The organism is Pedobacter zeae, assembly GCF_014196715.1.
Lineage (GTDB): Bacteria > Bacteroidota > Bacteroidia > Sphingobacteriales > Sphingobacteriaceae > Pedobacter > Pedobacter zeae.
Map to the genome: position 1 here is coordinate 343340 of NZ_JACIEF010000001.1, position 13944 is coordinate 357283.

The window sequence follows — 13944 nt, forward strand, 5'->3', positions numbered from 1 at the left end:
CCGGCAAACTCAGGATAGCAACTCTTTTTCCTTCATCTGTGGCTAAAAAGTCTAGAAAATGCTCTTCTGTATTTTATCATGAAAAGGCAGGTACGCTGAAAGTGCTGCCGATCCGTACCAGTTATACAATTCTGGCTCTAACAATTTCGCTTTAATGGCAGGATCACTTTCCAATAACTGCCTGGCTTCTTCTATTGATTTTGTATTTAAAATGAAAATGCCACGGTAATTTTTATCGTTTTTGCCCATCGGGCCGGCAACAACCAGCTTTTGCATCTCAACCATTTTACCCATGTTAGCCATATGTCCGGCAAACAGACTATCGGTTTTAGCTTTGGTTTCTGTAATGTTTGGGCCTGTTTTAAGGATTACCAGCACATACATTTTCATTCCATAATTATCGGCCCCGAGTTTTTTAGCCAAGGCCTCGTCGTAAAGTGCTTTAGGTTTTTTCTCCTGTGCATTAACGGAAATCATAGCGGTGATGAAGCAGGTAAGCAGTAATAGGTTTTTCATCTGATTTTAAGTTTGGTTAAGTTAAAAATACGGAAAATTGTAATGTTTTATCCTGACCAGGCAGCTTTTCTTTTGGCTTTAATCAAAAAGCCAACCCCCGGTTTTCTACGAACCCTGGAATGCCTTTAACTGATTTAACCAGCCGAAAAAGGATGCACACAGGTATAAAAATCTGTGTTCATCTGTATAGATATGTGATTAAAACCTTACGTAATGACACTGGGTAAGGATGCTTGTAGCATTTACGGGAAAACCTCTCAAAAGAACCACAAGCTCCTATTAATTAAACCTGATTGCCGCGAAAAGCCCGGAGTGCAACGAGGACTTGAAGCAAAAAGCAGGACTGAATTAACCTAAGTTATTCAAGCCCTGCTTTCTTATTATCGTTTACCAGCTCATTTGTCATTTGCTTATTGGTCGATTTGCAGTAATGAACCAATGCCTAATGAACTACTGAACCAATTTAATTATTCATCATTTTAATAAAAGCGCCCAGTTTAGCTTTCATGGCGCGCCTATCAACAATAAAATCCAGGAAACCATGTTCCAGTACGAATTCTGAAGTTTGGAAACCTTTCGGTAAATCTTTTTTAATAGTTTCTTTAATTACCCTCGGACCGGCAAAACCTATCAAAGCACCCGGTTCAGCAATGTTGATGTCGCCAAGCATGGCATAAGATGCCGTTACACCTCCCGTAGTCGGATCGGTTAATAAAGATATATAAGGAACTTTAGCCTGCCCTAACAATGCCAGTTTTGCTGAAGTTTTAGCCATCTGCATTAATGAAAATGCGGCTTCCATCATTCGGGCTCCACCTGATTTGGAAATCATGAGGAAAGGAACTTTGTGTTTGATGCTATAGTCGATTGAACGTGCAATTTTTTCGCCTACAACCGAACCCATTGAACCGCCGATGAAAGCAAAATCCATACAGGCAATTACAATATCTTGTCCTTCGATTTTACCAACAGCTGCTCTTATGGCATCTTTTAAGCCTGTTTTAGCCTGGCTTTCTTTAATTCTATCAGTATAGGGTTTGTTATCGTTAAAATTTAAAGGGTCGCCTGATGTGAGGTTAGGAAACAGCTCTTTAAACTGATTGTTATCAAATAAAACCTCAAAATATTCTTTTGAACCTACTCTCAGGTGGTAATCACAATAGTGGCAAACATATTTGTTTTCCTGAAGTTCTGCCTGATGTAGTGGTTTCTTGCAATTTGGACATTTATTCCACAAGCCATCCGGTGCTTCTTTTTTCTCTTCAGTTGTGGTAATGATACCTTTATTCTCTCTTTTAAACCAAGCCATATAATTTTTTAAAGAATTGGATTGCAAAGAAACGAAAAATAAAATAAAGTCGAACCTTATTTAGCTGTAAAAAAAGAGAATGCTCAGTTGCCTGATCGTTGATTGCCTATTGTGAAGCGAATGAGAAACCGGTATTGACCTGTTGCCGGCTGCGGAACCTAAAACTATAGTGTGTCTTTTTTACACTAAGGATAATGTGTTTTTTACACTAAATAGGCTTTATTTTGCTGTTAGGCAAATAATTCTGTTGTTACAAAAGCTTGGAATGTTATTTTTTTTTATAACTTCGAATTTAATAAAATTAACAAGAAATGAGTTTAAAAGGCTACAAAGGCGTAATTTACGGAGATGCCGTTCAGGAATTATTTGAGCAGGCTAAAAAACATCAGTTTGCTTTACCAGCAGTAAACGTTACCGGTACCAATACGGTAAATGCGGTAATGGAAACTGCTAAGGCAGTAAATTCGCCTGTTATGATTCAATTATCGAATGGTGGTGCCCAGTTTTATGCGGGTAAATCGTTAGATAATGAGAAATTGCAAGCATGTATTTTAGGAGCTGTATCGGCTGCTAAGCATGTACACTTATTGGCAGAGCATTATGGTGTTGCCGTGGTTTTACATACCGACCACGCCGCTAAAAAATTATTGCCTTGGATTGATGGACTTTTAGACCACGGCGAAAAATTCTTCGCTGAAACCGGAAAACCATTGTTTTCATCGCACATGCTGGATTTATCAGAAGAGTCGATTGAAGAAAACATGGAAATTTCTGCTAAATACCTGGCACGCATGGCTAAAATGAACATGACGATCGAAATCGAGCTTGGGGTTACCGGTGGCGAAGAAGATGGTGTTGATAATAGCGATGTAGACAGTTCTAAATTATATACTCAACCAAGTGAGGTTGCTTATGCTTACGAAGAGTTAAGCAAGGTTTCTCCACGCTTTACTGTTGCTGCGGCTTTTGGTAACGTACATGGTGTTTATAAACCGGGTAACGTTAAACTTCAACCGGTAATTTTGAAAAACTCCCAGGATTTTATCAAAGAAAAATTCGGGCTGACTGCTGAGAAACCGATCAATTTCGTGTTCCATGGCGGTTCTGGTTCTTCTCAGGAAGAAATCAGGGAAGCTATTTCTTATGGTGCCATTAAAATGAATATCGATACAGATATGCAGTGGGCATTTTGGGAAGGTATTTTAGAATATTACAAAAAGAACGAAGGTTATCTTCAAGGCCAGATTGGTAATCCTGATGGCGATGATAAACCAAATAAAAAATATTACGATCCGCGTGTTTGGTTACGTAAAGGTGAAGAAGCTTTTGTTAAGCGTTTAACCACTGCTTTTGAAGATCTGAACTGTATTAATGTAAACGATAAACTTTAATCGGGTTTTAAGGCTGGAAAGTTGAAGGATTTAACCTCACAACCTTCCAATATTTTTAACTTTCTAACAATAAACAAAGCGCCATGAGTTTTAAAACTTATGGCGCTTTTGTTTGTTTTATGGTTATATTTAAACAAACAAATTTGTGATGGCAAAATCTAGAAACGAAACCCGGAAAAACAATTTTTTTGAGCGATTCGCAAATGCGGCAACCAAGTTTACAGGGAGTTCTATTGCATTTATTTCGGCAACGGCTATAGTGGTTCTTTGGGCGGTTACCGGCCCGCTTTTCAATTACTCTGAAACCTGGCAACTGGTAATTAATACGGGTACAACGATTATTACCTTTTTGATGGTATTTCTGATTCAAAAGGCACAGAACAAAGATGGAAAGGCAATACAGTTAAAGTTGAACGAATTAATTGCAGCACACGAAAAGGCCAGTAACCGGATGGTAGATATAGAGGATTTAACAGAAAAGGATTTAGATCAGTTACACAAATTTTACGTTACGCTGGCTACCTTAGCCAAAAAAGAGACCGATATTCATTGTTCCCATTCAATTGATGTTGCCGAAGCATTAAATGAGATAAAATTAAAATCGAATAAACACTTTAAACACCACGGTAATGAGTCTGCACGTTCAAAAGGTTAACCACCCTGAAGATTTAGATAAAGTATTTGCTATACGTAAAATTGTATTTGTAGATGAGCAGAAATGCCCACCGGAGCTCGAATGGGAGCATGAAGATGAATCTACACATTTTCTGGCTACCAGCAACGGACAGCCTTGCGGTGCATGCAGGTGGCGTAAAACCGATCTGGGTTATAAGCTGGAACGTTTTGCAGTTCTAAAGGATTTTAGAGGGCAGGGGGTGGGCCGTGCATTAATTGCAGAGGCTTTATCCGATCTGCCGGAAGATGCACATTATATTTACCTAAACTCACAATTAGATGCCATGAGCTTGTATGCCAAGTTTGGTTTTGTTGCAGAAGGTGAGCAGTTTGAAGAAGCTGGCATACAGCACTTTAAAATGGTGAAGAAAGTCTGAATTTAATTAGCAATGAAGACTTGGAAAGTACAGGTATCAACGAAAAATCGTCATTGCGAGGAACGAAGCAATCTTAAAGCGATCGCTATATCAATGTTGTTTATCCATCCATAGTTGTAGAATTGCTTTGTTCCTGTAAAATTCCCTAGTTAAATTAAAATGGAAAGAGGAGGATGTGTTTATATTATGGCAAATTCTTTTAATACTGTTTTTTATACTGGTGTAACTTCTGATTTGCATGGTAGGGTTTGGCAACATAAAAACAACGAATTTCCAAATAGTTTTACCTCGAGATACAAATGTTATAAATTGGTTTATTATGCATCTTTCTTCGGAATTGAAGAAGCTATTAATGAAGAAAAGAGGATAAAAGGGGGAAGCCGTCAACAGAAAATAGACTTAATTGTAGCTCTAAATCCAAATTGGATTGATTTGTACGAAGAATTGGATAAATAATTTCCTTAGATTACCTGCACATGAAGCATGCTTAAGCAAGCACTAGATTTGAAGTAATTTACCCCATCTATAGTTGTAGGATTGCTTCGTTCCTCGCAATGACGATTCTTTTTATTTGATTGGTCAAAAAAACTACCCGAATATCTTCTCCGATAATACCATTGCTTCGTTCCATTTATCCATATTCAGGTTTAACTGCTCGCCTTTGGCATTTAAAAACCCAATTACATCTTCAGTGGCAATGTTGCCGGTAAGGTCGTCGGCAGCCATGGGGCAGCCTCCAAAGCCTTTTAAAGCAGAATCGATGCGTTTAACCCCTGAACGGTATGCTGCTTCAATTTTTTCGAAGCGTTCGTCAGGAGTGGAGTGCAAATGGATACCGATTTCCGCATGGGTAAACCTTGAAATCAGTCTGGGTAATATGTTTTCAATTTTCTCAGGTGTAGAGACCCCTACAGTATCGGCCAGCGACAAAATCTTCACCCCTTTACTCACCAGTACGTCGGCCCATTGTTCTACAATTTCATAATTCCATTCGTCGCCATATGGATTGCCAAAACCCATAGAGAGGTAAACCACTGCCTCTTTATTGTTTTTAATACAAAGAGAAAGCATTTCCTCCACGGTACTGAGCGATTGTGCAATGCTGGAATTTGTATTGCGTTGCTGGAAGGTTTCGGAGATGGAAAAAGGAAAACCAAGGTAATTGATCTCCTGGTGTTTTATGGCAGCTTCTACGCCACGTAAATTGGCTACAATGGCCAGCAATTTGGTTTTAGTATTGCTTAAATCCAATTTTGCGAGAACTTCGGCTGTATCTGCCATTTGCGGAATGGCCTTTGGCGAAACAAAGCTGCCAAAATCGAGCGTATCAAAACCTACCTGAAGCAACAAATTAAGGTATCCGGATTTGAGCTCAGTAGGTACAAAATCATGAAGTCCCTGCATGGCATCGCGTGGACATTCTACTAATTTGAATTTATTTTGGCTCATATTCTTGGTTTAAACGCAAATTGGGGAAAGTTTTTGTAAAAAAGAAGTAGAGCATGGTGCATAGCGCAGTGTATTACCCGGTCAATTTTCAGTTTGCAGTAAATAATTTTCAGTTGACTAGAGGTTATTCACTAATAATCCATTGGCTATCAGCTATTAACCAATAAGCTGCTGAACGAATGACCAATGAACAATTGACTAATAAACTAATGAACCAATAAACTAATGAACTAATGAACCTTCACCTCACTTTTCACTTCTTCGCGATAATCTACACTCCGGTCTTTTGCAAAGGTTCTGATGATTAAACGGGTTCCCCGGTCATAACTGAAATAACTCCAAACCCAATTCACGAAAACAATAATCTTATTTCTGAAGCCTACCAAAGTCATTAAGTGTACAAACATCCAGGTAAACCAGGCAAAAACACCTTGAAAACGGATTTTACCAATATCAACCACAGCTTTGTTTCTGCCTACTGTAGCCATCGATCCTTTATCGAAGTATTTAAATTTCTCTAATGGTTTGTTCGTAGTGATATTGATCAGGTTCTTAGCCAGATGATGCCCTTGCTGAATGGCAGCTGGTGCTACGCCCGGATGGCCATTAGGGGTTTCTTCATCAATGATAGCGGCTACATCGCCAATGGCGTATATATTTTGATATCCTGTTACTAAATTTTGAGTATCGGTTTTTAATCTTCCTCCCCGCACAATTTCTGCTTTGTCGAGCCCGTTTATCAACTGTCCTTTAACCCCGGCACTCCAAATCACCGTTGAGCTTAAAATAGGCGCTTTATCCTGTAAGGTTAGGGTATGGCCGTCGTAACCCAATACTCGTGTTTCGTTCATCACCTGTACGCCCATGTCGGTCAGGAAATCTTTCGATTTTTTTTGTGCCTGTGGCGACATTACCCCCAGTAGTTCCGGCGAATTTTCGATCAGGTAAATGTTTACCCTGCTTACATCCATTTCCGGATAATCGTTCGGTATAACGTGCTTTTTAAGCTCTGCAATGGCACCGGAGGTTTCTACACCTGTTGGACCACCACCTACCACCACGAAGTTGAGCAGCGCATTCTTTTTATCGGGATCTTTTTCGATCAGCGATTTTTCGAAGTTCTGCAAAATCAGGCTTCTTAAGTCTAATGCTTCCGGAATTGATTTCATGGGCATAGAATTGGCTTCAATTTCTTTATTGCCAAAGAAGTTACTGGTAGAGCCGGTGGCGATAACCAAATAGTCGTACTTGACCCTGCCGATATCGGTTTGTAAACAGTTTTCGGCTGCATTCACTTCTGTAACCTTCGTTACCCGGAAAATAAGGTTTTTCTGACCTTTAAAAATCTTTCTTAGCGGAAAGGCAATAGAATCGGCTTCTAATCCTCCTGTAGCTACCTGGTAAAGTAAGGGCTGGAATGTATGGTAATTATGTTTATCGAGCATCACTACCTGGAAAGGTTTGTTCTTTAAACGTTTGGCTAATTCAATCCCGCCAAATCCGCCGCCAACAATAACTACTCTGGGGTATTCGCTTTTAGGAAGTTGTAAATCCATTTTCTATCGGTTTATCTGCTGCTAATGTAACAAAAAGATGGCCAAAAGGTTTAAAAAATGGGTGTTTTGGTTTACCGGTTATCGTTTTGCCACAGATATAACGTTGGGATGACGGAGGACATTTTTAAACCTGATGGGTTTTGAAAACCTATCAGGTTTGGCATAAAAAAAGCGCCCAGGTTAACCTGGGCGCTTCATATATTAAAGATTTTAAAATCTTATTTTTTCTCAGCTGAGCTACCCAAATCGATTACGATAGGAGTAGAGATACATAATGATGAGTACGTACCGATGATACGGCCGATCAATAAGGCGAAAATGAATCCGCGGATGCTGTCGCCACCGAAAATAAAGATAACCAATAACACGAAAAATACGGTTAACGAGGTTAAGATGGTACGGCTTAAGGTACTGTTTAACGCAAAGTTAATTAAGTTGTTGCGTGCTTCGCCGTGTAAATCTTCTTTGCCGGATTCTTTTAATTTCTCACGGATACGGTCGAATACAACAACCGTTTCAGTCATGGTATAACCCATTACCGTTAATATGGCTGCAATAAAATCCTGACCGATTTCTAATGAGAATGGCATGATTCCATCTAAAATGGTATAGAAAGATAATACCATTAGTACGTCGTGGAATAAGGCAATTACCGCACCTAAACCATACTGCCATTTTTTAAATCGTACTACGATGTAAATAAACATGAACAAGCATGAGATCAATACAGCATAGAAAGCACCATTTACGATATCGCTGGCGATAATAGGGGTTACTTTTTGCGAACTTACGATCTCATATTTAGAACCGGCTAAACCTTTATTTAGGGCATCTTCCACCACTTTATCCGTTTTAATGTCCTGATCTTCGATGTGGAAGGTAGTGGTGATTTTAACCTGGCTATCTTCACCTGCAGTTTTAACCTCAGGGGTTTCGTTGCCGAAAACAGGGCTTAATTTAGATTTTAAATCTTCGGTGTTAACCGCTTTATCGAAGTGAACCAAATAAGTTCTGCCACCTTTAAAGTCTACACCTAAGTTTAACCCACCGTTTTTGAAGTACATACCAATACCCGCAACAATGATGATGGTAGAGATAGCGTAATAGATTTTACGACGGCCAACGAAGTTGAATGCTAAGTTTTTGAATGCGTTACGGGTTAAGCTGTTATCGAAGTTAACTTCAATTTTACGGGCTAACAACGATTCGAAAACTACTCTTGAAATGGCTACAGCAGCAAACAACGAAGAAAGGATACCGATACACAACGTAGTTGCAAAACCCTGAACCGGGCCGCTACCAAAAGCATAAAGGATAGCACCTAAAATGAATAAGGTCACGTTTGAGTCGATAATGGAAGGCATCGCATGTTTAAAACCTTCTTTAATGGCAGCACCAACGTTTTTGCCATGTGCAAGTTCTTCACGTACCCGTTCGAAGATCAAAATGTTCGCATCCACAGATAGACCGATCGTTAACACGATACCGGCAATACCCGGTAAAGTTAACACCGCGCCTAACGATACCAAAATACCGATTACGAAAAATAAGTTGATCAACAATGCAAAGTTAGCAACCCAGCCTGCACGGTGATAATATAACGCCATGAAGATCAGGATTACAATAAAGGCAATTACGAAAGAGATTAAACCATCGTGGATAGCCTGTGCGCCCAAAGTAGGACCAACAATGTAGCTACCCGCAATACGTGCAGGGGCAGGTAATTTACCCGCTTTTAAAATGTTTGATAAATCCTTGGTATCGGCCTGTGTAAAGTTACCAGTGATAGAGGAAACACCACCGGCTATTTCGTTCTGTACGGTAGGCGCAGAATAAACCTGGTTATCCAATACAATTGCGATTGATTTTTTGTTATTTGGATCAGCAGCAGCTTCAGCAGTAATTTTTTTCCATTTAGCAGCACCTTCACTGGTCATGTACATGGTTACCTCTGGTTTACCTTTCTGATCAAAGTCTGCACGCGAATCGCTGATCGCTTCGCCACCTAAATCAGGTTTGCCATCAGCGCTTACCACTTTAATGGCATATAATTCGAAAACTTTAGAACCTTCCCTTGGTTTAACGCTCCACATAAATTTCATTGTAGATGGAATTGCAGCAGCAACCTCAGGTATTCTTAAATATGCATTAACTTTCGCAGTATCTTTCTGTAACGACATCCCAACAACTGCACCTGGCATTAATTGCTGCTGTCCGTTTTGGCCCTGATATATAGGAAGATTAAGAACTGCATAAAGTGGGTTAGATTTTAATAACTCCGCTCTAACGGCTGTAGAATCTTTTTTACCTAAACCCGCAAGTTTACCGCCTTTTGCAGTAGAATCTTTGGTAGCAGTTTTTTCTAAGCCCGCTAATTTGCTTCCGGCTGCAGCTGGGGCAGCAGTTGTATCTTTAGTTGCAGGAGCATCAGCTTTTAATGTTGCTGCTAAAGTTTTATTGATGTTTTCTAATAAAGGCGCAACTTCCTGTACCTGGTATACCTGCCAGAACTGTAATTCGGCAGAACCCTGTAAAAGTTTAGCAATACGCTCTTTATCCTGCACACCTGGCATTTCGATTAAGATGCGGTTGCTACCTTCTTGTTTTTGCATGTTCGGGCTTACTACACCGAAACCATCAATACGCGAACGTAATACTGTAAACGAACGGTCGATAGCACTTGTTGCTTCTTTCTCCAGGAAAGATTCAACATCACTATTGCTTGCATTTGGTTTTAACTGAGATGCATTATCCTGGTTCGAAAAATAATCGGCAAGTTTTACCCCCGGACTTAATTTTTCGAATTCTTTAACGAAAATCTTGATGTAGTCTTTACCACCAGCATTTAACTGGATCTGTGCGTTTTGAACTGCTTTGTTGAAGTTCGCATCAGTAGGATTGCCTGCTAATGATTTAACCAGTTCTGCTAACGATATCTCCATCGTTACGTTCATACCGCCTTTTAAGTCTAGACCCAAATTGATTTCTTTGGCTTTCACTTCTTGATAGGTAAAGCCAACAACCGGATAAACTTTCTCGGTACTCATCGAATCTAAGTAAGCCTTTTCTTTGGCTAAATCACCTTTCGCATAGTTTTTTGCGTCTTTTTCTACCTTGGATGCGACCAAAGTAAAAGAAAGTGCATACGCACAAACGATAGCCAATACTATCGCTATAAACTTAATAAAACCTTTTCCTTGCATTGTTTGTTTAAAATAATTTGTCTTTCGCTGTTTTTTTAACAAGTCGGCAAATCTAATTAAATTTTTAATTTATAGAACCCCTTAATTGATAATTTATTAAGATTAATTTCCAACATGGAATTATCGTTGTAAAATAGTTGTGTTGGGGATTGTGAAATGGAGACGTCATTTCGGGCGGAGTACCGCAGCGCTGAGGAATCTGCGTCTAGGCAATGATTGAAATAGATCGTTATCCTGGTTTGTTATTAGCTTTTTCTGTAGTTTTCTATTGTTTAATTGCTGCTTCACAGTTAATGGCCGTCATGATCGACCTCTTCCCGCCTGCAACGGGCAGGCGTTGCAGGCAGGATGTCGGTTGTTTTAGAAGTGTTGCTCACTTTAAGGAATCATTCGCATACTTTGGTTAGATTGTTCTAAATCCGTTCTAAAACCTCAAAGGTATAATCATACTTATTTTTTTCGTCTGCTTTGTGTGGTTCTGAACTGATTACTTTCCATTCGCTCCGGTTAATTTCGGGGAAAAAAGTGTCGGCTTCAAAAGGATGATGAATGGTGGTTAAATAAAGCCTCTGCGTTTTAGGCAAGGCCTGTTTGTAAATTTCGGCGCCACCCACAATAAATACCGGTTTTTCTTCCGTTTTGGTAATTTCTAAAGCTTTGTCGAGGCTATTTACCACTTCAACACCCTCAATTTTTAACTGGGTATCTCTCGTTATCACGATATTCCTGCGGTTAGGGAGAGGTTTGCCCACCGAATCGAAGGTTTTACGTCCCATAATAACCGTATAGCCGGAGGTAGTTTGTTTAAAAAACTTTAAATCTGCCGGCATGTGCCATAAAAGTTGGTTGTTTTTACCAATTGCGTAATTTTCGCCAATTGCTACGGCTATGGCAAGTGAAGGGCTTCCTGGTTTATTGGTCATTAGTTGTTGTTTATTGGTTCATTCCGCTAACGCGTTCATTAGTTCATTATTTTGAACCAATAGAACCTTTTCCTATGTATTTCATATAGGAATTAAGTTTAATATGAATGATTTCCAGTTTTTTAAAAAGATCCTGATATTCTTTATCTGATATCAAAGTCCTATGTTTCATTTTCCTTAAAAAGGATTTTGTTTCCAGAATTGAGCCACGGCTATAGTAACAGAAATTTTTATTTTCCTTAAAATGATAACGCCCGTAACCTTCTGCAATATTTGCACTGATAGAATCAGCAGATCTGCAAACCTGCTTTCCAATGGTATCTTTAGAGAAAAGATCCCATGTAGTCGTAATGTCCCAAATTTCATTCGACAAATCTTCAGCGAGAAGATACACTTCCAAATCTTCAAGTTTGTTGTAACTCATAATTGTTCTTTTTTATTAAATTAATTACAAGGGATGACTTGAAATATTTGCCTCTAATAATGAACGATTGAACAACTCAACTAATGAACAATTGAACCAATGAACGATTGAACTACACCGCCACCACGCCTTTAATATGCGGATGTGCCTCATAATTTTCGAGTGTAAAATCGTCAAACTTGAAATCGAAAATGCTTTTTACCTCTGGATTGATTTTCATGGTTGGAAGCGGCTTAGGCTCGCGGCTTAACTGCAGGTTGGCCTGTTCGATGTGGTTGTTATACAGGTGGGCATCGCCGAGGGTGTGGATAAAATCTCCGGCTTCAAGCCCACACACCTGTGCCACCATCATGGTTAATAAAGCATAAGAAGCAATATTAAAAGGTACACCAAGGAAAATATCGGCGCTGCGCTGATACAGCTGGCAACTTAACTTACCATCGGCCACGTAAAATTGAAAAAAAGCATGACAAGGGGGTAATGCCATATTTTCGATTTCAGCTACATTCCAGGCAGAAACAATAATCCTGCGCGAATCGGGGTTGTTTTTGATCGTGTTGATGATGTTTGTGATCTGGTCGATATGCTGCCCGTCGGGTGTTGGCCAGCTTCTCCATTGCGAGCCGTAAACCGGTCCCAGGTTGCCATTTTCATCGGCCCACTCATCCCAGATGCGCACACCGTTATCTTTAAGGTATTTAATGTTGGTATCGCCGCTCAAGAACCAGATCAGTTCGTGAATGATAGATTTTAAATGCAGTTTTTTTGTGGTTACCATCGGAAAACCCTCTTGCAGGTTAAAACGCATCTGGTAGCCAAATACACTTATTGTTCCCGTGCCGGTACGGTCGTGCTTTTGAGCGCCGTGATCCAGCACATGCTGCATTAAATCTAAATATTGTTTCATACTGTTCTGATAATTTACAAATATCTAAAATTTATCAGCTGTTGTAAATCATTTTTATAAACACTGTTCACTTACTAACATTGTAATGATAATTGTTTTTAAAGCATATTGAAATCTGATGTTTTAAGGGCTTAACTATTAATACAAGCAGCAACAATCCCCTTAGCCCCGGGTTGAGCGGCTACCCTGCAGCGAGGAGATAGGACAAAGCGAAGCGTAAAAGCGGAATATGGGAAGAAACGGAATAATAGCTACTGCCATTGCGCTCCAAAACATAAAAATACTGTTAAAGCCCATGGAGTAAAAAACACTTTGTATGTTTGCAGAATGAGCCAACTGCTGGTTTTTGCATGATGGCCTCAGGACTTAAAACTCACGACTCAGGATTACCATGCTAGCTTTTCCCAACGCAAAAATAAACTTAGGTTTAAACATCACCGAAAAACGTGCTGATGGTTATCACAACCTCGAAACTGTTTTTTATCCGGTCAGCATTAAAGATTCGGTCGAAATTACCGATGCTGCAGTAACCTCTTGCAAAATACATGGCATCGATATCCCTGGCGATGCGAACGATAACCTCTGTTTTAAAGCTTACCAGTTGCTGAAAAATGATTTCGATATCCCTGCACAGCAGATCAGTTTATTAAAGAACATCCCCGTAGGAGCGGGGTTAGGCGGGGGATCGGCAGACTGTGCCTTTCTGATCAAACTGTTGAATGAAAAATTTAGCTTGGGGTTATCTGTTGGTAAAATGGAAGATTACGCACGTCAGCTGGGTGCCGATTGTGCCTTCTTTATTGAAAATAAACCTGTTTATGCCTATAATAAGGGGGATGAATTTGAAAAATGCGAAGTAGATTTGTCATCCTGGTTTAAAGTTTTAGTAAAACCGCCGGTACATGTCAGTACTGGCGATGCTTATGCACATGTAAAACCTCAAAAACCTTTGCAATCGTTAAAAGAAATCATACATTTGCATCCAACAACATGGAAATATAAGGTTATCAACGATTTCGAATTATCCGTTTTCGCTAAATATCCCCAAATTCGTCAAATAAAAACCAGTTTATACGATGCAGGCGCAACATTCGCTTTGATGAGTGGCAGCGGCTCTTCTGTTTTTGCAATTTTCGACCATCCGGTTAAATTGCCAGAACTGGAAAAAAATAACTTAGTATTTTATGGTATTTAAGCTGAGCGCATGGCGTGTA

Annotated in this window: 13 protein-coding genes; 5 read left to right on the plus strand and 8 right to left on the minus strand. The window is 39.6% G+C overall.

Going from position 1 to position 13944, the window contains the following annotated elements; all coding sequences use genetic code 11:
• Positions 1-51 precede the first annotated feature (51 nt).
• On the minus strand, positions 52-516 hold the full coding sequence (locus GGQ60_RS01305; RefSeq protein ID WP_183759588.1) for a YciI family protein: 465 nt from the start codon (positions 514-516) through the stop codon (positions 52-54).
• A 463-nt stretch (positions 517-979) separates the two neighbouring features.
• Positions 980-1825, minus strand: coding sequence for an acetyl-CoA carboxylase, carboxyltransferase subunit beta (accD, locus tag GGQ60_RS01310; RefSeq protein ID WP_183759589.1), 846 nt, complete (start codon positions 1823-1825; stop codon positions 980-982).
• A 311-nt stretch (positions 1826-2136) separates the two neighbouring features.
• Here accD and fbaA point away from each other — a divergent pair, with 311 nt between their 5' ends.
• The 4 genes from fbaA to GGQ60_RS01330 all read left to right on the plus strand — a co-directional run bounded on the left by fbaA (position 2137) and on the right by GGQ60_RS01330 (position 4724).
• Complete coding sequence (gene fbaA / locus GGQ60_RS01315) at positions 2137-3216, plus strand: class II fructose-bisphosphate aldolase (RefSeq protein ID WP_183759590.1); 1080 nt, start codon at positions 2137-2139, stop codon at positions 3214-3216.
• A 148-nt stretch (positions 3217-3364) separates the two neighbouring features.
• Complete coding sequence (locus tag GGQ60_RS01320; RefSeq protein WP_183759591.1) at positions 3365-3871, plus strand: low affinity iron permease family protein; 507 nt, start codon at positions 3365-3367, stop codon at positions 3869-3871.
• On the plus strand, positions 3846-4268 hold the full coding sequence (locus GGQ60_RS01325; RefSeq protein ID WP_183759592.1) for a GNAT family N-acetyltransferase: 423 nt from the start codon (positions 3846-3848) through the stop codon (positions 4266-4268). The genes GGQ60_RS01320 and GGQ60_RS01325 overlap by 26 nt, the downstream gene beginning before the upstream one ends.
• A gap of 159 nt (positions 4269-4427) precedes the next feature.
• Positions 4428-4724, plus strand: coding sequence for a GIY-YIG nuclease family protein (locus GGQ60_RS01330; RefSeq protein WP_183759593.1), 297 nt, complete (start codon positions 4428-4430; stop codon positions 4722-4724).
• Positions 4725-4856: 132 nt separating this feature from the next.
• Here GGQ60_RS01330 and GGQ60_RS01335 read toward each other — a convergent pair whose 3' ends face one another.
• From GGQ60_RS01335 to GGQ60_RS01360, 6 genes are all read right to left on the minus strand, one after another.
• The gene (locus GGQ60_RS01335; protein ID WP_183759594.1) at positions 4857-5717 is read right to left on the minus strand and encodes a hydroxymethylglutaryl-CoA lyase; all 861 of its coding nucleotides are present in this window, start codon (positions 5715-5717) and stop codon (positions 4857-4859) included.
• A 230-nt stretch (positions 5718-5947) separates the two neighbouring features.
• Positions 5948-7273 (minus strand): NAD(P)/FAD-dependent oxidoreductase, encoded by a 1326-nt coding sequence (locus tag GGQ60_RS01340; RefSeq protein ID WP_183759595.1) that lies wholly within the window; start codon positions 7271-7273, stop codon positions 5948-5950.
• Positions 7274-7491: 218 nt separating this feature from the next.
• Positions 7492-10476 (minus strand): protein translocase subunit SecDF, encoded by a 2985-nt coding sequence (gene secDF, locus GGQ60_RS01345; RefSeq protein ID WP_183759596.1) that lies wholly within the window; start codon positions 10474-10476, stop codon positions 7492-7494.
• Between the two features lie 413 nt (positions 10477-10889).
• Positions 10890-11399, minus strand: coding sequence for a dihydrofolate reductase (locus tag GGQ60_RS01350; protein ID WP_183759597.1), 510 nt, complete (start codon positions 11397-11399; stop codon positions 10890-10892).
• Positions 11400-11445: 46 nt separating this feature from the next.
• On the minus strand, positions 11446-11823 hold the full coding sequence (locus GGQ60_RS01355) for a four helix bundle protein (RefSeq protein ID WP_183759598.1): 378 nt from the start codon (positions 11821-11823) through the stop codon (positions 11446-11448).
• Between the two features lie 112 nt (positions 11824-11935).
• A complete protein-coding gene (locus GGQ60_RS01360) occupies positions 11936-12730 on the minus strand; it encodes a thymidylate synthase (protein ID WP_183759599.1) in 795 nt (264 codons plus the stop codon).
• Positions 12731-13121: 391 nt separating this feature from the next.
• On the opposite strand from GGQ60_RS01360, the gene ispE reads away from it, so the two are divergent.
• On the plus strand, positions 13122-13925 hold the full coding sequence (gene ispE / locus GGQ60_RS01365; RefSeq protein WP_183759600.1) for a 4-(cytidine 5'-diphospho)-2-C-methyl-D-erythritol kinase: 804 nt from the start codon (positions 13122-13124) through the stop codon (positions 13923-13925).
• Positions 13926-13944: the final 19 nt, after the last annotated feature.

What these genes read in the sequence shown, in the direction of transcription:
- GGQ60_RS01305 (WP_183759588.1), bottom strand. Translation starts at nt 516, where the DNA reads ATGAAAAACCTATTACTGCTTACCTGCTTCATCACCGCTATGATTTCC.
- accD (WP_183759589.1), bottom strand. Translation starts at nt 1,825, where the DNA reads ATGGCTTGGTTTAAAAGAGAGAATAAAGGTATCATTACCACAACTGAA.
- fbaA (WP_183759590.1), top strand. Translation starts at nt 2,137, where the DNA reads ATGAGTTTAAAAGGCTACAAAGGCGTAATTTACGGAGATGCCGTTCAG.
- GGQ60_RS01320 (WP_183759591.1), top strand. Translation starts at nt 3,365, where the DNA reads ATGGCAAAATCTAGAAACGAAACCCGGAAAAACAATTTTTTTGAGCGA.
- GGQ60_RS01325 (WP_183759592.1), top strand. Translation starts at nt 3,846, where the DNA reads ATGAGTCTGCACGTTCAAAAGGTTAACCACCCTGAAGATTTAGATAAA.
- GGQ60_RS01330 (WP_183759593.1), top strand. Translation starts at nt 4,428, where the DNA reads ATGGAAAGAGGAGGATGTGTTTATATTATGGCAAATTCTTTTAATACT.
- GGQ60_RS01335 (WP_183759594.1), bottom strand. Translation starts at nt 5,717, where the DNA reads ATGAGCCAAAATAAATTCAAATTAGTAGAATGTCCACGCGATGCCATG.
- GGQ60_RS01340 (WP_183759595.1), bottom strand. Translation starts at nt 7,273, where the DNA reads ATGGATTTACAACTTCCTAAAAGCGAATACCCCAGAGTAGTTATTGTT.
- secDF (WP_183759596.1), bottom strand. Translation starts at nt 10,476, where the DNA reads ATGCAAGGAAAAGGTTTTATTAAGTTTATAGCGATAGTATTGGCTATC.
- GGQ60_RS01350 (WP_183759597.1), bottom strand. Translation starts at nt 11,399, where the DNA reads ATGACCAATAAACCAGGAAGCCCTTCACTTGCCATAGCCGTAGCAATT.
- GGQ60_RS01355 (WP_183759598.1), bottom strand. Translation starts at nt 11,823, where the DNA reads ATGAGTTACAACAAACTTGAAGATTTGGAAGTGTATCTTCTCGCTGAA.
- GGQ60_RS01360 (WP_183759599.1), bottom strand. Translation starts at nt 12,730, where the DNA reads ATGAAACAATATTTAGATTTAATGCAGCATGTGCTGGATCACGGCGCT.
- ispE (WP_183759600.1), top strand. Translation starts at nt 13,122, where the DNA reads ATGCTAGCTTTTCCCAACGCAAAAATAAACTTAGGTTTAAACATCACC.